The organism is Streptomyces sp. NPDC111507 (genome assembly GCF_055638955.1).
This window is the reverse complement of the sequence record NZ_JBVKBU010000003.1, coordinates 657,380-675,585: the sequence shown is the minus strand read 5'-3', so window position 1 is coordinate 675,585 and position 18,206 is coordinate 657,380. Positions and strand designations below refer to the sequence as shown.

At 72.9% G+C, this 18,206-nt stretch carries 17 protein-coding genes; 9 read left to right on the top strand and 8 right to left on the bottom strand.

Annotated features, from left to right (window positions below; genetic code table 11):
- Position 1: 1 nt before the first annotated feature.
- Entirely contained in the window at positions 2-652 is a 651-nt protein-coding gene (locus ACZ7M2_RS15650; RefSeq protein WP_471595694.1) for a hypothetical protein, read from the bottom strand.
- A 171-nt stretch (positions 653-823) separates the two neighbouring features.
- On the opposite strand from ACZ7M2_RS15650, the gene ACZ7M2_RS15645 reads away from it, so the two are divergent.
- Both ACZ7M2_RS15645 and ACZ7M2_RS15640 read left to right on the top strand, forming a co-directional pair.
- The gene (locus tag ACZ7M2_RS15645; protein WP_471595693.1) at positions 824-2,143 is read left to right on the top strand and encodes a HAMP domain-containing sensor histidine kinase; all 1,320 of its coding nucleotides are present in this window, start codon (positions 824-826) and stop codon (positions 2,141-2,143) included.
- A gap of 39 nt (positions 2,144-2,182) precedes the next feature.
- Positions 2,183-3,010 carry a COG4705 family protein gene (locus ACZ7M2_RS15640; RefSeq protein WP_471595692.1) on the top strand — a complete coding sequence of 276 codons (828 nt, stop codon included), beginning with the start codon at positions 2,183-2,185 and terminating at the stop codon, positions 3,008-3,010.
- A 37-nt stretch (positions 3,011-3,047) separates the two neighbouring features.
- On the opposite strand, the gene ACZ7M2_RS15635 is transcribed toward ACZ7M2_RS15640, so the two are convergent.
- The 4 genes from ACZ7M2_RS15635 to ACZ7M2_RS15620 form a co-directional block, all read right to left on the bottom strand.
- Positions 3,048-4,412, bottom strand: a complete 1,365-nt coding sequence (locus ACZ7M2_RS15635; protein WP_471595691.1) for a sensor histidine kinase — start codon at positions 4,410-4,412, stop codon at positions 3,048-3,050.
- A gap of 55 nt (positions 4,413-4,467) precedes the next feature.
- Positions 4,468-5,130 carry a response regulator transcription factor gene (locus tag ACZ7M2_RS15630; RefSeq protein WP_168497363.1) on the bottom strand — a complete coding sequence of 221 codons (663 nt, stop codon included), beginning with the start codon at positions 5,128-5,130 and terminating at the stop codon, positions 4,468-4,470.
- Between the two features lie 97 nt (positions 5,131-5,227).
- On the bottom strand, positions 5,228-5,836 hold the full coding sequence (locus tag ACZ7M2_RS15625; RefSeq protein ID WP_471595690.1) for a phosphatase PAP2 family protein: 609 nt from the start codon (positions 5,834-5,836) through the stop codon (positions 5,228-5,230).
- On the bottom strand, positions 5,833-6,534 hold the full coding sequence (locus ACZ7M2_RS15620) for a DedA family protein (protein ID WP_352044651.1): 702 nt from the start codon (positions 6,532-6,534) through the stop codon (positions 5,833-5,835). The genes ACZ7M2_RS15625 and ACZ7M2_RS15620 overlap by 4 nt, the downstream gene beginning before the upstream one ends.
- 116 nt (positions 6,535-6,650) lie before the next feature.
- Here ACZ7M2_RS15620 and ACZ7M2_RS15615 point away from each other — a divergent pair, with 116 nt between their 5' ends.
- The 4 genes from ACZ7M2_RS15615 to ACZ7M2_RS15600 all read left to right on the top strand — a co-directional run bounded on the left by ACZ7M2_RS15615 (position 6,651) and on the right by ACZ7M2_RS15600 (position 9,404).
- Positions 6,651-7,037, top strand: coding sequence for a BlaI/MecI/CopY family transcriptional regulator (locus ACZ7M2_RS15615; RefSeq protein WP_352044652.1), 387 nt, complete (start codon positions 6,651-6,653; stop codon positions 7,035-7,037).
- Positions 7,037-7,978: a M48 family metalloprotease gene (locus tag ACZ7M2_RS15610; protein ID WP_471595689.1), complete on the top strand. Its 942-nt coding sequence runs from the start codon at positions 7,037-7,039 to the stop codon at positions 7,976-7,978. The genes ACZ7M2_RS15615 and ACZ7M2_RS15610 overlap by 1 nt, the downstream gene beginning before the upstream one ends.
- A 173-nt stretch (positions 7,979-8,151) precedes the next feature.
- Positions 8,152-8,535 carry a carboxymuconolactone decarboxylase family protein gene (locus tag ACZ7M2_RS15605; RefSeq protein WP_471595688.1) on the top strand — a complete coding sequence of 128 codons (384 nt, stop codon included), beginning with the start codon at positions 8,152-8,154 and terminating at the stop codon, positions 8,533-8,535.
- Entirely contained in the window at positions 8,532-9,404 is an 873-nt protein-coding gene (locus tag ACZ7M2_RS15600; protein WP_471595687.1) for an NAD(P)-dependent oxidoreductase, read from the top strand. The genes ACZ7M2_RS15605 and ACZ7M2_RS15600 overlap by 4 nt, the downstream gene beginning before the upstream one ends.
- 74 nt (positions 9,405-9,478) lie before the next feature.
- Here the strand turns inward: ACZ7M2_RS15600 and ACZ7M2_RS15595 are convergent, their stop codons facing one another.
- On the bottom strand, positions 9,479-9,856 hold the full coding sequence (locus ACZ7M2_RS15595; protein WP_471595686.1) for an ArsR/SmtB family transcription factor: 378 nt from the start codon (positions 9,854-9,856) through the stop codon (positions 9,479-9,481).
- A gap of 34 nt (positions 9,857-9,890) precedes the next feature.
- Between ACZ7M2_RS15595 and ACZ7M2_RS15590 the strand changes: the two genes are divergently transcribed.
- Genes ACZ7M2_RS15590 through ACZ7M2_RS15580 form a run of 3 tightly spaced genes read left to right on the top strand, consistent with a single transcriptional unit; the run spans position 9,891 to position 13,967 of the window.
- On the top strand, positions 9,891-11,897 hold the full coding sequence (locus ACZ7M2_RS15590) for a heavy metal translocating P-type ATPase (protein WP_471595685.1): 2,007 nt from the start codon (positions 9,891-9,893) through the stop codon (positions 11,895-11,897).
- 55 nt (positions 11,898-11,952) lie between these two features.
- Complete coding sequence (locus ACZ7M2_RS15585) at positions 11,953-13,434, top strand: AlkA N-terminal domain-containing protein (protein WP_471595684.1); 1,482 nt, start codon at positions 11,953-11,955, stop codon at positions 13,432-13,434.
- A gap of 50 nt (positions 13,435-13,484) precedes the next feature.
- Positions 13,485-13,967: a methylated-DNA--[protein]-cysteine S-methyltransferase gene (locus ACZ7M2_RS15580; protein ID WP_471595683.1), complete on the top strand. Its 483-nt coding sequence runs from the start codon at positions 13,485-13,487 to the stop codon at positions 13,965-13,967.
- Positions 13,968-14,026: 59 nt separating this feature from the next.
- Here ACZ7M2_RS15580 and ACZ7M2_RS15575 read toward each other — a convergent pair whose 3' ends face one another.
- Both ACZ7M2_RS15575 and ACZ7M2_RS15570 read right to left on the bottom strand, forming a co-directional pair.
- A complete protein-coding gene (locus ACZ7M2_RS15575; RefSeq protein WP_471595682.1) occupies positions 14,027-14,749 on the bottom strand; it encodes a Sir2 family NAD-dependent protein deacetylase in 723 nt (240 codons plus the stop codon).
- A 74-nt stretch (positions 14,750-14,823) separates the two neighbouring features.
- Positions 14,824-18,195, bottom strand: a complete 3,372-nt coding sequence (locus ACZ7M2_RS15570; RefSeq protein WP_471595681.1) for an SAV_2336 N-terminal domain-related protein — start codon at positions 18,193-18,195, stop codon at positions 14,824-14,826.
- Positions 18,196-18,206: the final 11 nt, after the last annotated feature.

The following is an 18,206-nucleotide window of genomic DNA, read 5'->3' as shown; positions in this document are numbered from 1 at the left end:
GTCACTTCCACGAGAAGGAGTCGGTGACGATGCGCCACGGGTCCACGTTGTCGGCGTTCACGGGCCCGGACAGGGTGAGGTCCACCTCGTGGCCCTGCCGGTAGAACGTGTACCGCTCGAAGGCGTCGCGCACGACCTTGCCGGTGACCGGGTCCGTCGCGGAGTCGCCCTGGTACTTCAGCAGCACCGCGCTTCCGGCGCGCCGGTTCACCTGCGACACCTTGGGGCCGCTGAACTTCGGTACCTGGACGCGCAGTTGGGGTACGACCTTGGAGCCGACCGAGGCGAGCGTGGGCGCCGAGGAGGCGGACGCGGTGGCGATCTCGACGCGGTTCAGCTTGTCCGTGAAGACGGTCGTACCGCCCTGGCCGGTACGGGCCCAGCCTTCGGGCACCTTCACCGTGAACCCGCCCCCCGACGGCCGGAAGGCGACGTACGCCTGGTTGTCGGGGATGTCACCGGGCGGATTGGACTCGGTGGGTGCCGGGGCGGCACCGGCCGCGGTGGCGGAGCCGGAGGCCGAGCCGGAGCCGGAGGACGCGTGCGAGGCGGCAGGGGGCCCGGAACTCGAACCGGAGCACCCGGCGGTCACCGCCGCGGCGAGTACGAGCCCGACGATCCCGGGACTAAGGACGGTACGTACGCGTGCCATGGCCACTGCCCTCCTGGAAACCCCTGCCGCACCGGTGCGGATCCGACCGGACGGTCATGGCACCGACGTTAGGAGCGGCCCGGTTAACGCCCCGCACGGCGAGGGTTAGACGACGGCAAAAGCGCGTGGCCGCCCCGCGTGATCCGGTGGCAGCCCCGCATCATGAGGGGCATGAGACAGCGTGTCGTGAGGGTGGCCGTCACCGCGGTGCTGGTCGCGCTGGTCCTCCTCGCGATCCCGCTGGCCCTCGCCGTCCGGGCCACCCTCTACGCCGATCAGCGGGACTCCCTCGAACGGGCCGCCCTGGCCGCCGCCGTACGCGTGAACCCCGACTACGCGACCGGCGACCCCGCCGAACTGCCCCCGCCGGGACCGGGCGAACGCCTCGGCCTGTACGACCCGAAACCCCGGCTCCACACCGGCACCGGGCCCCGCAGCGGGGACGCGGCGGTCCGCCGTGCGTTCCGTGGTGTCATCGCGCGGACCCAGAGAGGGGGTGAGCTCGTGGTCGCCGTGCCCGTCTCGCACGCCGAGCAGGTCATCGGTGTCGTACGGGCCTCCTCCGCCGTGTCGGCCGTCAGGAACCGTGTCCTGGTGGACTGGGCGGTCCTGCTCGGCGCGGCCGTGTTCGCGCTCGCCGTCGCCGTCCTCGTCGCCCGGCGTCAGGCACGGGCCCTCGCCGCACCGCTGGAGGGCCTCTCCCGGCACTGCCGCGCCGTCATGGAGGGCGACCTGACCGCACGGGCCGCGCCCAGCACCATCGCCGAGATCGACCAGGTCGCCCGCACGCACAACGACATGCTGCACAGCCTCTCCGAACTCCTGCGCCACGAGAAGGACTTCACCACCAACGCCTCCCACCAGCTGCGCACCCCGCTGACCGGGCTGCAGCTCACCCTGGAGGCGGGGCTCGCGCAGGACGACGCCCGGCTGCGCCCCGCACTGGAGGAGGCGCTGGAAGCCACTCGGCGGCTGCACGACACGGTGGAGGAGGTGCTGCGGCTCGCGGGTTCGCCCGGCCCGCCGGGCGCGGTCGTGCCGGACCGGTCGGTGGTCCACCTTCTGGCGGAGACCGACGCCCGGTGGCACGGGCTCTTCGCCCAGGACGGCAGGCGCCTGGACTGCGGAGTCCAGGACGCCCCGGCCGATGTCCTGGTGCCAGGCCGGCCCGTCGCCGAGATCCTCGGCGTCCTCCTGGACAACGCCCGTACGCACGGCCGGGGCAGCGTCCGTGTCACGGTCCGCGACCTCGACGACGCCCTCGCCTTCGACGTCGCCGACGAGGGAACGGTCACCGCCGAGCCGGAAGGACTGTTCGCACGCGGACGGACCGGCGGCAGCAACGGTGGTACGGGCATCGGTCTCGCCCTCGCCCGAGACCTCGCCGTGTCGCTCGGGGGCAGACTCTTCCTGTCGGGCGGCGACCCCACGACGTTCACACTGCTCGTCCCTGTCGCCCCTGTCGTCCCGGTCGCCCGCGCCACCCGGTAGTCAGGATGTGTTCAGGGTCCCGCTGCCAGGGTCGGCCCCATGACTGAGACTTCTGAGACGCCCGGGGCTTATGTCCGCAGTGGGGCGGCCCCCGGCCACCGCCTCCGCTGGAACAAGGTTCCCGAGGTCACCGCGTACTTCTGGATCATCAAGGTGTTGTGCACCACGGTCGGCGAGACCGCGGCGGACTTCCTGAACTCGAACCTGGGCATGGGCCTGACCGGCGTGTCGCTGCTGATGAGCGCGCTGCTGATAGGGGTCCTCGTCGTCCAGTTCCGCACGAAGGCCTACCGGCCCGGCGTGTACTGGTTCGCCGTGGCCCTGATCAGCGTCGTCGGCACGCTGATCAGCGACAACCTCACCGACAATCTGGGCGTGTCGCTGACGACCTGCACCACCGTGTTCGCCGTCGCCCTCGCCGTCGTCTTCGCCATCTGGTACCGCCGCGAGGGAACGCTGTCCATCCACAGCATCGACACGGTGTCCCGCGAGGCCTACTACTGGCTGGCCGTCCTGTTCACCTTCGCGCTGGGCACCGCGGCCGGTGACCTCGTCGCGGAGAAGATGGCCCTCGGATACTGGGTGTCCGCGATCCTGTTCGGCCTCGCCATCGCCGCGGTGGCGGTCGCGCACTTCGCGCTCGGCCTGAACGCCGTGCTGAGCTTCTGGATCGCGTACATCCTGACGCGCCCGCTGGGTGCCTCGATGGGCGACTACCTCTCGCAGCCGACCGGCGACGGCGGCCTGGGCCTGGGCACCACGGTCACCAGCGTGCTGTTCCTCGCGGTCATCCTCGCTCTGGTGGTGTACCTGTCGATGACCCGCAAGGACGTCACCGAGTCCGAGCAGGAGCTCAGCCTCCCGTAGGGGCCGCGAGCAGAGGTCCTCAGGCGGGATGACGTGCTCAACCCGCGGGAAGCGTGACCACGAACGTCGCGCCGCGGGTGCGCCGCCCGTCGTGGTCCACCTCCCCGCCGGCGGAGCGGGCCAGGCGTCGCGCCAGCGGCAGCCCGAGGCCCGCTCCGCCGTGTCCGTCCCCGGGATCGGCGCGCCGGCCGGGCTGGAAGAGCTGCGCCGCGAACGACGCCGGTACGCCGGGACCGTCGTCCGCCGCCTCGATGCGTACGCCGCCGGGCCGAGCGCGGGCCAGGATCTCGACCCGGGTACGCGCGTGCCGTAGGGCGTTGTCGAGCAGCGGGCTGACGATGCGCTCCAGAAGGGCGTCCGGCACCCCGGCCGACAACCGCGCGTCGCAGGCGGTGACGACGACCTCCACGCCCGCCTTCGTGGGGCCGAGGCGGTCCACCAGTCGGTGCAGCACCGGCAGCACATCGGCCGTGCCGGGCGCGGTGGCGGCGCTGTCGCGGGCCTCGTCGAGCAGGGTGTCGCAGATCGTGCGCATGGACTGGGCCGCGTCGGCGATCGCCGCGTGCGTGGCCTTGGTGTCGGCGTCGGAGCGGGGGCGGGCTCCCCACCAGTCGAGCTCGGCGATGATCCGGGCGAGCGGGTTGCGCAGCTCGTGCGACAGCTCCTGGGTGAGCTGCTGCTCGTGCCGCAGCAGCGCGCGGATGCGGTCGAGGAGGGCGTCGAGCGAACCGCCCAGCTGGGCGAGTTCGGTGGGACGGGCCACGGCGCCGAAGCGCTCCTGGGAGGCTATCGCGCTCCATTGGGTGGCGTGCTCGGTCATCGAACGCACGGGACGCAGGGCGCGGCCCACCGCCAGCCGCGTCAGCGCGTAGGTGCAGGCGAGCATCGCGGCGTCGAGGGCGAGGGACGCGAAGAGCATCGTGTCGGCCGACCCGCGGTACGGGGAGAGGTCCAGTGCGGTGACGACGCTGGCGGCGCCCTTGCCACCGGGCACCGGGCGCGAGCACAGCCGTACCTTGTCGTGACTGTGCACGGTGACGCAGTGCCGGGCGCCGCGTGCCACGAGCCGGCCGGCGGCGCGGGTCAGCGGGCTGGTGGCGGTGGCGGACGAGGGCTTCTCGAGCAGTCGGCCGCCCGAGTAGATCCACACGTTCGTGTCGAGGAGCTCCTCGCCCGGGGTCTCCAGGACCCTCACCCGGGAGCCGTCGGTGACGACGGTCGCGGCGACGGCGGCGGCCCGGGTGCGCAGCTCGTCGTCCGCCTGGTGCTGAAGGTGACGGCGTACGACCGTGTTGAACGCGACCGTGAGGATCACCATCAGGATCGTCGCCGTGGTGAGCGCGACCAGGGAGAGCCGGCCTCGCAGGGTGCGCGGCCACCAGCGGGAGGCGAACGCCCTCATGACCGTGCCTTCGCGCCGGCTGCCAGGGCCCTCATGACACCGCCTGACAGGGTCTTCATGACAGCCGATGGCCGATGCCGCGCGCCGTGGTGATGGTCAGCGCGCTGCCGCCGTCCCGGAGCTTGCGGCGCAGCCGGGTCAGATACTGGTCCAGCGTGTTGTCGCTGACCTGGGCGCCTTCCGGCCAGCCGGCTCTGATCAGCTCCCGCCTGCGCACGATGTCCCCGGACCCCGCCATCAGCGCCGCCAGCAGCCGGAACTCCGTCGGGGTGAGGCCGACCCGGGTGCCCTGGACGGTGAGGCTGTGCCCGACCGGGTCCAGGACCAGGTCCCCGGCGGTGGTGGCCGGAAGCGGTCCGCTGCGCTTGAGCGCCGCCCGCAGCCGGGCGGCCAGCTCCGTCAGGTGGAACGGCTTGGGCAGATAGTCGTCGCCGCCGGCCGAGAAGCCCGCCAGCCGGTCCGTGAGGTGGTGATGGGCGGTCAGGAAGATGACGGGTGAGAGGAAGCCATTGGCCCGGATCGCCTGGCACACGTCCCGCCCGTCCGCGTCGGGCAGCCCGACGTCCAGCACGGCCGCGTCGACGTCGTCCCCGGCCAGCCGCAGCGCGGTCGCCCCGTCCGGGGCGGGCACGGTGTCGAAGCCCTCGTCGCGCAGCCCGCGCAGCAGGACGTCACGCAGTGCGTGATCGTCCTCGACAACCAGGATCGTGTGCCGCATGGTCCTCCTTCAGCAGCTCCGGAAGGGTGCTTGCCTGTTCCCCGTAGCCGTAGCCGTAGCCGTAGCCGTAGCCGTAGCCGTAGCCGTGGGCGTGGGCCTACGCCGAGACCAGCAACGGCCGCAGCAGCCGCGAGTCCGTCAGCCGGCCCGCCAGCGGGTCGGAGAGTCTGCGCAGGAGGGTCGTCAGCAGCATCGCGATCAGCGTGCCGACCAGGACACCGGCGACCACGTCGTGCGGATAGTGCGCGCCGACCCAGACCCGGGAGACGGCCATCAGACAGGCGCCCAGCAGGGCTATGGTGCCGAGGCGACGGGAGACGTAGAGCAGGGCCACGGCGGCCGCGGCGGCGATGACCGTGTGATTGCTGGGGAAGGACCAGTCGCCCGGCGCAGGACATGCCTCCAGTGTTTTCACGTGCAGGCTCTGACAGGGGCGGTCCTCGCGCACGACCATCTTGAACAGGGAGTTCACCCCGAACGCTACGACGACGATCAGCGGCACCGCGAGCGCGACCATCGCCGCCCGGGCGCTGCTGCGACGGGCCTGCCACCAGCCCACGAGCATGAGAACGGCGAACAGCGCCAGCCCGTACGTCGACCAGGCGGACACCAGGCTGTCCAGCCAGTGCGGGGAGTCATGGGCGAGATTCACCACGTAGGTGTAGGTGGAGCCGTCGATCGACGACCCGTTGAACGCGAGGATCATCCCTGGGCGCCCTTCTCCGCGGTCGCGGTCGCGGCCTTGCGGGAGCGGCGGAACTCGGCGGCGAGCGGGATCAGCGACACGATGACGATCACGGCGATGATCGGGAGCAGATAGCGGTCGACGTTCGGAATCGACGAGCCCAGTGCGTAGCCCGCGAGAGTGAGGCCGATGCTCCAGACGAGACCACCGACGACCTGCCACACGGTGAACGTGCGGGCGGGGACCTGGAGCGCGCCCGCCATCGGGTTCAGCACCGTGCGTACGACCGGGACGAAGCGGGCCAGCACGATCGCCTTCGCGTGGCCGTACCGCTCCAGCAGCTCCTCGGCGCGCTCGGCCCCTTCGTGCAGCCGGGACGAGCCGCTGCGGGCGAGCAGCGCGCCGCCCGCCTTGCGGCCGATGAGATAGCCGCACTGGGAGCCGGCCAGCGCGCCCACGGCGGCGCAGACCAGAAGCGGCCCCAGGGAGAGCTTCAGTCCGCCGTGGCCCGATCCCGTGCACAGGAGGCCCGCCGTGAACAGCAGCGAGTCACCGGGCAGGAAGAAGCCGATCAGCAGCCCGGTCTCCGCGAACATCACCACGCCGACACCCAGCACACCGAAGGCGGCGAGCAGGGACTGTGCGCTGAGGATGTTCACCGCCAGCTCCGACCCGAGCTGTGATCCGAGCTGTGACGCTGCGAACAAAGGTGCGGCCATCGCCGGGAGCCCTCTCATACTGGACGGGCGGGCGCAGTGGTGACGGCACCCGAGTGACTACAATCCTGTAGACGGTCTACTGAACTGTAGACGATACCGGGGTGAGGATCGTTCCCATGACCAGCGCGAAGGACGAACGCCGACCGGCGGGTGAGCTCGAGGCCTCCGTCATGGCCGCCCTCTGGGCCGCCGGCGCGCCCCTGACCCCGGGCCGCGTCCAGACGGAGCTCGGCTCGGGGCTGGCCCGTACGACGGTGACGACGATCCTGTCGAGGCTGCACGAGAAGGGGTTCGTCGGCCGGGAGCGGCAGGGCCGGGGCTTCGCGTACTTCCCCGTCCAGGACCCGCACGGACTCACCGCCCGGCGTATGCACACCGAGCTCGACCGGGACGAGGACCGGGAGACGGCGCTGGCCCGGTTCGTCGCGCAGCTCAGCCCCGATGACGAGCGCCTCCTTCGTGATCTTCTGGAATCGGGTGAGCAGCTAGAATCGGGTGAGTAATGACCACTCTGCTGATCATTCCGCTGCTCATCCCGCTTCTGCTGCCTTTCGCACTGCCGGGGCTGGCCCGCCGCTGCCTCGACCGTCTCGCGCCGGTCGCCGCCCTGTGGGCACTGACCCTCACGGTCCTCGTACTGGCCGGCGCCTCCGTGGCCGCGCTCGGCGCGCTGCTCCTCACCGGCCTGCTCAAGCTGCCGGTCCTGGCGGGCCTGGGTGACCTCGTCCACCCCCTGCGCACCCCGTCGAACCTGATCGTCCTGCCCCTGGCGGCGGCGGCCACCGGCCTCCTGACCGTCGGCGCCGCGACCCTCGCACGCTCCGCCCTGCGCCAGCTGCGCGCCTTCCGCACCGCCCGCAGCCAGGCCGACCGCCGACCGGCCGCGGGCGACCTGTGCGTGATCGAATCGCCCCACCCGGACGCGTACGCGCTGCCGGGCCGTCCGCACCGCATCGTCGTGACCACCGGGATGCTCCGCAGCCTCGGTCCCGAAGAGCGCGAGGTGCTCTTCGCCCACGAGCGGGCCCACAACGCGGGCAACCACCACCGCTTCCTCGTCGCGGCCGAGATCGCCGCGCACTGCCATCCCGGACTGCGCCCGGTCCGCGACAGCATCGCGCTCGCCGCCGAGCGCGCCGCGGACGAGGCCGCCGCCACGGCGGTGGGGGACCGGCGGCTGACCGCGCGCGCCATCGCCCGCGCCGCCCTCGCCACCACAGCCGCCCGCTCCACCCGCCCCGACTTCGCCGCCGCCGCGACCACCGGCCCCGTACCCCAGCGGGTCGCGGCCCTTCTCGCGGCTCCCGGCCGCCGCCCCCGAGCCGCCTCCTGGATCGCCCTCCTCCTCGTCGCCTGCGCGACCGTCTCGGCCTCCGCGGCGGCGACCGGCGTTCTCGCCTTCCATCACGAGGTGGAGATCGCCCAGGGCGAGGAGACCCGCTGACCCTTCCGGGTCGGGTTGCCGGGGCAGGGCAGAGCGCCCAGCTGTTTACCCCGACGCCCCTCTGTCTCCCCGCGAAATCTTCATTTACGCTCGGCGAGATGCATGTTCTCCTTCAGAGAGAGTCGGTTATGCCCGCGCGTCACGCCCACCGGATCGGCGGCAGGGGGGAACTCATGGAAGAGACCGAGGAGTTGCGGGCCGCCCGCGCCGTGCGGCGGGCCGTGCTCGGCGACGCCTACGTCGACGGCGCCATCGCCGACCCCGACCGGGCCGGCCAGGAGTTCCAGGACCACGTCACGGCGACCGCGTGGGGAGTCTGGGCCCGGGGCGGCGCCCTCAGCCCCCGGGACCGGAGTCTGCTGGTGATGGCGATGACGGCGGCGCTGGGCCGGATGGACGAGTTCCGTCTGCACGCGAGCAGTTCACCGCGCACCGGCGTCACCGACGAGGAGATCGACGAGCTGCTGTTCCAGATCTCCGCCTACTGCGGCGTGCCCGCCGCGGTCGCCGCCCGGCGCGGCGTCAAGGCCGTACGGACGGAGCGTGAGGGAGCGTGACGGCGGGGGCGGCACGGGTGACGGCCGGCTTCGTGGGCCTCGGCAACATGGGCGGGGCCCTGGCGGCGAACGTGCTCGGGGCCGGCCTCGACCTGGTGGCCCACGACGCCGCGGGCCCGCGGCGCACTCCTCCGGGTGCCGTCCACGCCGCCGACGTGGCCCAGGTCGCCCGCCGGGCGGACGTGGTGGTGCTCAGCCTTCCCGACGGCACGGCGGCCGAGGCGGTGGCGCGCGAGATCGTCGCAGCCCCCGGCCGCCGTACCACCCACGTCGTCGACACCTCGACGATCGGGGTGAGCGCCGCCCGGTCCGTCGCCGCGCTGCTCGCCGCGAGCGGGGTCGCCTACGTCGACGCCCCGGTGTCCGGCGGTGTGGCGGGCGCCCGTGCCCGCACCCTCGCCGTGATGTACGCGGGAAGCGACGAGGCCTGCGCCCGTGTCGAGCCTGTCCTCGCCGCCCTGAGCGACCGCCGCCACCGGGTGGGGGACCGCCCGGGGCTCGCCCAGGCACTGAAGCTGGCGAACAACTTCCTCGCGGCCACCACGCTCGCCGCGACCAGCGAGGCGGTCGCCTTCGGCAGGTCGGTGGGCCTCGACATGGCGACCATGGTGGAGGTGCTGGACGGGGCCAGCGGGCGCAGCGCCGCGACGAACGACAAGTTCCCGAACCATGTCCTCACCGGCCGCTACGCCGCCGGATTCACCAACACGCTCATGACCAAGGACGTGCAGCTCTATCTGCGCGCCGTCGAGGAAGAGGGCAGACCGTCACCGATCGGGGCGGCCACCGGCGCCCTGTGGGAGAGCTTCGCCGCGACGGAACCCGGCGCCGACTTCACCCGCGTCTATCCCTACGTCGAAGGAGCCTGAACCCGGCCCTCGTGAACCCGGGCCGGCGTACAGCGGCCGCATCTGCCGCGTGGCCGTCGGCCGGGGTGTTCGCGCTACTCGGACGCGTCGCTGAGACCGAGCCGCAGATGCTCCACGTGGTAGACCGCCTGGTCGAGGAGTTCGGCGACATGGTGGTCGTGCAGCGCGTAGACCACCGACCGGCCGCGGCGCTCGCCGACGACCAGGCCCAGATTGCGCAGCAGCCGCAGCTGGTGCGAGCAGGCGGACTGCTCCATGCCCACCTCGGCGGCCAGCTCCGTCGCCGGAAGCGGCCCTTCGCGCAGCCGCGCGAGGATCAGCAGCCGTGAGGGGGTGGACAGGGCCTGGAGCGTGGTGGCCACCTTCGCGACATTGGCGGCGTCCAGACGCACGCGCGAGGTGACGTTCTGAGCGGCGGCGTCCTGCGCGGCGGTGACGGCTCCATGACCCATGGGCGTATCTTACCCATCGCACATGAAGGTATGAATGAGTCTTCATGTGTTCCTGTATGGTGCCAGGGTGTCCTCCACTCTTGACCTCCCGCCCGTCCCCGCCCTCGACGCATCCGCCCGTACGGCCCCGCGCCGCCGCACCCGATTCCTCGCACTGCCGGAGGCCCGCTGGGCGCTCCTCGCGACCGCCGCTTTCCTGCTGGCGCTCCCGTTGCACTTCGCCGACGCGCCCGGCTGGACGTACGGGCCGCTCTACGCGATCGCCTACCTCGCCGGTGGCTGGGAACCGGCGCTGGAAGGGCTGCGGGCGCTGCGCGGGAAGAGCCTCGACGTCGATCTGCTGATGATCGTCGCGGCCCTCGGCGCGGCCGCGATCGGTCAGGTCCTGGACGGCGCCCTGCTGATCGTCATCTTCGCCACCTCCGGCGCCCTGGAGGCCCTGGCCACCGCCCGCACCGCCGACTCCGTACGCGGTCTGCTCGACCTCGCGCCCGCGACGGCGACCCGGGTGATCGCCGACGGTGAGGAGTCCGTCCCGGTGAGCCGGCTCTGCGTCGGTGACGAGCTGTTGATCCGGCCGGGGGAGCGGATCGGAGCCGACGGACGGGTCCTCGACGGTACGAGCGAGGCAGACCAGGCGACCATCACCGGCGAGCCGCTGCCGGTCCTGAAGACCCCGGGCGACGAGGTCTTCGCGGGCACCCTCAACGGCACCGGAGCCCTGCGCGTCCGTGTCGAGCGCGACCCCGCCGACTCCGTGATCGCCCGGATCGTCACCCTCGTGGAGGAGGCCTCGCGCACCAAGGCGCCGACGCAGTTGTTCATCGAGAAGATCGAACAGCGCTACGCGGTGGGCGTGGTGGCCGCCACGCTCACCGTCTTCGCCGTGCCGCTCGCCTTCGGCGCGGACCTCACCGGCGCGCTGCTGCGGGCGATGACGTTCATGATCGTCGCCTCGCCGTGCGCGGTCGTCCTCGCGACCATGCCCCCGCTGCTCTCCGCCATCGCCACCGCCGGCCGGCACGGCGTTCTGGTCAAGTCCGCGCTCGCCATGGAACGCCTCGGTGAGATCGACACGGCCGCCCTCGACAAGACCGGCACGCTGACGGAGGGCGCGCCCGAGGTGACGGCCGTACGCCCGGCGGCCGGATCGGGGCTGGACGAGGACGCCCTGCTGGCGCTGGCGGCCGCCGCCGAGCACCCCAGCGAACACCCGCTCGCCCGCGCGATCGTCGCCGCCGCCCGCGCCCGGGACCTGCGCCTCGCCCCCGCCCGCGACTTCGCGGCGAAGCCGGGACACGGCGTCACCGCCACGGTCGACGGCCGGGTCGTCACGGTCGGCCGCCCCGACCCGGGCCTGGACACGGATACGGGCACAGACACGGGCACGGACGTCGACGTCGAAGGCGGCACGGTCGTCCGTGTGGAACGCGATGGCGCCCCCGTCGGCACGCTCGTCCTGGCCGACCGCCCGCGCGCCGACGCCGCCGAGACGGTCGCGGGGTTCGCCGCGCTGACGGGCACCTCACCCGTGCTCCTCACCGGCGACAACCCGCGCGCCGCCGCCCAGGTGGCCACCGCCACCGGCATCACGGACGTACGCGCCCGCCTGCTGCCCGAGGACAAGGTCACGGCCCTACGGGAGCTCCAACGCGCCGGCCGCAAGGTCCTGTTCGTCGGCGACGGCGTCAACGACGCGCCTGCCCTGGCCGCCGCCCATGCGGGGGTCGCCATGGGCCGGGCGGGTTCCGACCTCGCGCTGGAGACGGCGGACGCCGTCGTCGTCCGCGACGAGCTGGCGGCGATCCCCGCGGTCGTACGGCTGTCCCGCGCGGCCCGCCGCCTGGTGGTCCAGAATCTCCTTGTCGCGGGTACGTTCATCACGGTCCTCGTCGTGTGGGACCTGCTCGGACACCTCCCGCTGCCGCTCGGCGTCGCGGGCCACGAGGGCTCCACGGTGCTCGTCGGGCTGAACGGGCTTCGGCTGCTGCGGGAGTCCGCATGGCGTCGGCCGGACGGAGGCCGACCTCGGGCGCTGTGAGGTTGATGTCGGATTCTCGCCAGCCCCGGCCTCGCGGGTGCCCGATGCTTGAGGCATGCGGAATGGGATGCACACCGACATGGAGCGCTGTGTGCGCGCTGTCCAGTCGAAGGACGCGCGCTTCGACGGATGGTTCTTCACAGCAGTCCTGACCACGCGAATCTACTGCCGGCCGAGCTGCCCGGTGGTGCCGCCGAAACCCGAGAACATGACGTTCTACCCGAGCGCGGCGGCCTGCCAGCAGGCCGGCTTCCGGGCCTGCAAGCGCTGCCGTCCGGACACCAGCCCCGGTTCGCCCGAGTGGAACCAGCGAGCCGACCTCGTCGCCCGCGCGATGCGCCTGATCGGCGACGGGGTCGTGGACCGCGAGGGCGTTCCGGGTCTGGCCGGCCGGCTCGGCTACAGCATCCGCCAGGTCGAGCGGCAGCTGCTCGCCGAGCTGGGCGCGGGACCGCTCGCGCTCGCCCGGGCCCAGCGCGCCCAGACCGCCCGGCTGCTCATCGAGACCACCACGCTCCCGATGGCGGAGATCGCCTTCGCGGCCGGGTTCTCCTCCATCCGCACCTTCAACGACACCGTGCGCGAGGTCTTCGCGCTCGCCCCGAGCGAGCTGCGCGACCGGGTGCCCAAGAAACGCGCCCCGGCCTCACCGGGCGTCCTGAGCCTGCGGCTCCCCTTCCGCGCCCCGCTCAACCCCGACAACCTCTTCGGCCACCTCGCGGCGACCGCCGTACCCGGTGTCGAGGAGTGGCGCGACGGCGCCTACCGGCGCACCTTGCGCCTGCCCTACGGCCACGGGATCGTCGGGCTCACCCCGCACGTCGACCACATCGCCTGCCGCCTCACCCTCAGCGACCTGCGCGACCTGCCCGTCGCGATCAGCCGCTGCCGCCGCATGCTCGACCTGGACGCCGACCCGGTCGCCGTCGACGACCAGCTGCGGACGGATCCGGTGCTGGCGCCCCTGGTGGCGAAGGCTCCCGGCCGCCGGGTGCCGCGCACGGTCGACGAGGCCGAGTTCGCCGTACGGGCCGTCCTGGGCCAGCAGGTCTCCACCGCCGCCGCCCGCACCCACGCGGCCCGCCTGGTCACCGCGCACGGCGAACCCGTCGAGGACCCCGAGGGCGGCCTCACCCACCTCTTCCCCTCCCCTCAGGCGCTCGCGGCCCTGGACCCGTCGTCACTCGCGATGCCGAGCACCCGCCGCACCACCTTCACCACGCTCGTCCGCCAACTCGCCGACGGATCCCTCCACTTGGGAGTGGAGAGCGACTGGGCCGAGGCCCGCGCCCGCCTTCTCGCCCTCCCCGGCTTCGGCCCCTGGACGGTCGACGTCATCGGCATGCGCGCCCTCGGCGACCCCGACGCGTTCCTCCCCACCGACCTCGGGATCCGGCGCGCGGCCCAGGAGCTGGGCCTGCCGTCGACCCCCGCCGCCCTGACGGCGCGCGCGGCGGCGTGGCGCCCGTGGCGGGCGTACGCGGTCCAGTACCTGTGGGCGACGGACAGCCACCCGATCAACTTCCTCCCCGTGTAAGCGACTTCAAGCACGTGCAGATGGCTTCAAACGACTCGAAGGTACGAACTGTGAAACAGCACACGGTCATCGACAGCCCGTACGGCCCGCTCACCCTCGTCGCCGACGACGGCGTCCTGTGCGGCCTCTACATGGTCGGCCAACGCCACCGCCCGCCGGAGGAGACCTTCGGCGAACGCGACGACACCCCCTTCGGTGAGGTCATCGACCAGCTGAAGGCCTATTTTGAGGGCGAGTTGACGGAGTTCACCCTCGAACTGCGCATGTCCGGCACCCCCTTCCAGCGCAGCGTCTGGAAGCAGCTGAGCCGGATCCCCTACGGCGAGACCCGCTCGTACGGCGAACTGGCCGAAGCCCTGGGCAACGCGGGCGGCTCCCGCGCGGTCGGCCTTGCCAACGGCAAGAACCCCATCGGCATCATCGTGCCCTGCCACCGCGTGGTCGGCGCGAACGGAAGCCTCACCGGATACGGCGGCGGCCTGGACCGCAAGCGGCGGCTGCTGGACTTCGAGAGCGGTACGGCACTCTTCTAGCCCACTTCGCCGGCTCTCCGCGCTCTCTGCGCCGCCGGCTCTCCGTGCCTCCAGCTCTCTTAGCCCAGGGTGCGCAGCAGCTTCGGCAGGGCGGCTGCGATCGGCTCCCGTACGACCTCGTCGGCCCGGTCGTCGTACGGCGTGGGCTCGGCGTTGACGATGATCAGCCGCGCCCCGTGGTCGGCGGCGAGGCCCGCGAGCCCGGCGGCGGGCTGCACCTGAAGGCTGCTGCCGACCGCGATGAACACCTGGCACGCCTTGGTGATCGCCATCGCCTCGCCGAGCACCACCGGGTCGAGCCGCTGCCCGAACATCACCGTCGCCGACTTCAGGATCCCGCCGCACTCCAGGCACGGCGGGTCCTCCTCGCCCGCCTCGACCCGCGCGAGCGCGTCCTCCATCGGCCCCTTGGCGTGACACGTGGTGCACACGACGGTACGCGCGGTGCCGTGCAGCTCGATCACCTTGCGGGCCGGCATCCCGGCGAGCTGGTGCAGCCCGTCCACGTTCTGCGTGATCACCCGCACCGGCACCCCTGACCGCTCCAGCTCGGCCACCGCCCGGTGCGCCGTGTTCGGCTCCGCCTTCAGCGTCCGGTTCTTGCGCCGCATCTGCCACGACCGCCGCCGGATCTCCGGATCACCCATGTAGAAGTCGTACGTCACGAGCTTCTCGGCCTCCGGATCCCGCCGCCACAGCCCGTTCGGACCCCGGTAGTCGGGGATCCCGGAATCCGTGGAGATACCGGCGCCACTGAGCAGGGCAACAAGGGGCTTGGTCATGGTGCCGAGGGTAGATCGCGCCGGGTGCGACGGCGAACGGAATTCGTGGGGGTGTGCGGTAGGGGCCGGCCGGGTCAGGGGAAGACCGGGCGGGGGCCCAACAGGAGGGCGGCGAGGCGCAGGTATGCCTTGTAGGCCTCGGGGGTCAGCCAGGAGAGTTCGACCGTGCTGCCCATGGTGAGGTGGCCGTCGCGGGGGACCATGACGACGCCGCGGCAGCGGGAGCTCAGGCCGCGGATACTGGCTGCGTCGAGCGTCCAGCCGGCCGCGGGGCGGCTGTGGTTGAGGACGACGACGGCCTCACGGACCAGGTCCGGCAGGTCGAGGGTGACAAGACGGTCCATGGCCTGCTGCGCCTGGGTCAGACCGGCGGGGTCGGCCCGCGAGACGATGACCACGCGGTCGGCCGCCCTGAGCACCGTGGGCATGAACTTGTCCGAGTCGACCAGGGTGAGGTCGAAGTAGTCCCGGGTGGTGCGGGCCACCCGGTGGAAGTCGTAGTCCGTGAACTGGCCGACCGACGCGATGCGCGAGACGGAGTCGTTGGCGAGAACCTGGAGCCCCGAGCGGTGCGGCGACAGGAACAGCTGGAGATCCTCGAAGTGCCGCACCTCGTGCAGTGACTCGGCCAGGTCCGACAGGCTGGCCAGGGTGTTGCGGAAGACCCGCCCGCCGATCCGGACCTGGCTGCCCGTGTGCCGGTCGGCGTCGATGGCGAGCACCCGCTCCTGCCGCTGGTCGGCCAGTACGGCCCCCAGCACCATCGTGGTCGTGGTGCAGCCGACCCCGTCCTTGACGCCCACGAGCGCGATCCGCAGGGGCTCGGGCAAGGGGGTGCGGATGGTGCGCATCCACTGCTCGTGGTCGTCCTCCTCGTCGCTCGCCGTCTCCGGCTCGACGGCGGGGCTGTCGTCGTCCCCGCCCGTGCCGCCCTCCACGTCCTCCCACTCCACCCCGCCCGGCAGCAGTGCCCCGAAGGCGTCCGCCACCTCACGGGCGGTCGGCCGCCCCGCGGGCTCGGGCTCGACACAGCGCAGCAGCAACTCCGCGATGGTCTCGTCGAGTTGCGCGAGCTGCGGACTCCGGCGCAGCGCGTCGTTCTCGTACCAGCGCCACGGCCGGCCGGTCGCGGCCTGCAACAGGATGGAACCGAGGGCGTACACGTCGCCCGCCGTGATCCGGGACTCGCCCCAGTACGTCACCTCGGGCGCCCGGTAGGGGGAGTTGGCCGGCGTGGACGGTGTCGACGCGCTCCACGCGCCGTCAACGCGTGCCGACGTCCAGCCGATGAGGTGCAGCGTCGACTCGGTGACCAGCACGGTGCCCGGCGTCAGCGCGCCGTGCACGATGCCCTTGTGGTGGCAGCGGGTCAGCGCCCGCGCCAGGTTCCAGCCCAGCCAGGTGAACAGCGGGGTCCCGGGCAGCGCCCCGGCCGCGTCGAGCACGGCACGCAGCGTGGGCGCGGGCGGACCACCGCTCAGCGTGTCCAGACGCAGCGCCAGCCACGGCGTGGGGCCCTCCAGGTCACTGCGCAGCACGGCGGGCGCGTACATCCCATCCATACGGCGCAGCGCCCGTCGTTCCACGTCGAGCAACTCCCGCGCCACGGGTGAGTCGAAGGAGTGCGACACCCGCAGCAGCACCCGCTGCCCGTCCTCGTCCTCCCCGATGTACGCGGTGGGCTTGCCGCCCGTGCTGTCGCGTTGCAGCAGCGAGTACGGGCCCAGGGTGTGCAGGTCCTGCAGCCGCAGCGGCAGCCACGACGGGGCCGCCTCCAGGCCCGACGGCAGCCGCACCTCCTCGTACTCGGTGGTGCGCGGCGGCGTCGGCGCCATCGGTTTGGCACCCAGGTGGGTGAGGAGACGGTCCTCCAGCCAGGCGAACGGCCGCGTCCCGGGCAGGAGTTCACCCGTTCCGGAGGGATGGGCGAGCCAGGCGGGGAAGTCGGGGGAGCGGCCCACCAGGGTGCGCAGCCGCGCGGTGACCGCCCGGGTGGTGCGCAGCAGATCGATCGGGGACGCGGTGTCGAGCAGGATCTCCTGGGCCTCGCCGGCGAAACCGAACCGGCGGTGCTGGGCCGGCAGCCGCTCGTCGACCGGCTCCACCTGACGCATCAGACCGCCCAGGAACACCTCGGCCAGATGCGCGGTGTCGGCCCGCCACGGCACGGCCGCCTGCACCAGCCGCATCACGGGCACCGTGAGCGGGGACACCGCCGCCAGATGAGCGGCCAGCCGGTAGGCCCCCGGGGACGCGGCGTCCCGGAACCTGAGCACGGCGTCCGCCGCGCCACCGCCCCGGGTGTCGGCCCCGGCCCGTGGCGCCTTCGCCTGCAGCGGCGCCAGCAGGGGCAGCTCCGCGCTGCCGCCCGGCGAGGCGACCAGCCGCGCCCACGCGGCGACCGCCGGGGGATACGGCTCCAGTACGGGGACGGGGACCCCGGGGAACTCGTCACCGAGCCCCGGCGGCAGCAGCGGGTCGGCGACCTCCCAGGTGTCGTTCGCCGCGCCGCGCCGCCGGGTCGTCACCAGCCACGGCTCCGAGCGGATGCCCGACCCGTCCCACATGTGGGAGGGCAGCGCGTGCATGATCGCCGTCGGCCCCTGGTGCGCCCAGCGTTCCAGCGCCGCGTGCAGTCGCCCGTCCCGCCAGCAGGCGCCGACGCCGTCGCTGATCACCAGTACCAGCGTGCCGCCCGAGGGGTCGGCGACCGACGCGGGGGAGAGCAGCGGGGCGTGCGGGTCGAAGGGGCGGGAGCGCAGCAGCGGCGCCCCCGCCGACCGGGTGTCCAGGCCGTGCACACGGATGTCGCGGAAGGCGCCGAGGCGTTCCAGCAGGGCGCGCAGTTCCATCGCCAGCCGCCGCCACAGCAGCATCGAGATGCCGTCGTCGATGAGAAGGGTGAGGTCGAGCCAGCGCTGCCGGGCGGGACGGGTCACCACATCGGGCAGCCCCGTCTCGGCCATGGCCTCCGCCGTGGCCTCCTCGTCGAACTCCCGCTTCAGCGGCCCGGGCTGAGGCTGTTTCAGCAGCCGGAGCGCACGGCTGAGGCGCAGCTCGTCCGACCCGAGCGCCTTCTCCTCGGGGACCCGTACGGGCAGCGCGCCCTCGCCGGGCGCACCACGCAGCTCCGGCGCGGCGAGGTCCGCGAACTCGGGTGCGCTGCGCGCCGCTGCCGCCGCGTGCAGGGCGCCCAACAGTTGTGCGGGAGGCGGTGGTTGGTCCGGTGCGGCGGGCGTGGGGGAGTCGAGCTCGGCCGGGGCGGGGCCGGCCGTGGAGCGCCCGCTGTCTCCCGCGCCGGCGCCCGGTGGCGATACGGCGTCCGCGGCGAGCGCGCTCGCGAGCGGCGCCGCGGCTCCTGGCGGAAGCCGAGTCGCCAGCCACAGGGTGTCGAGCAGTTCATGGATCGACAGCTCGTGACCGGCCAGTCGGCCGAGTTTGCTCAACGGGGGCAGGA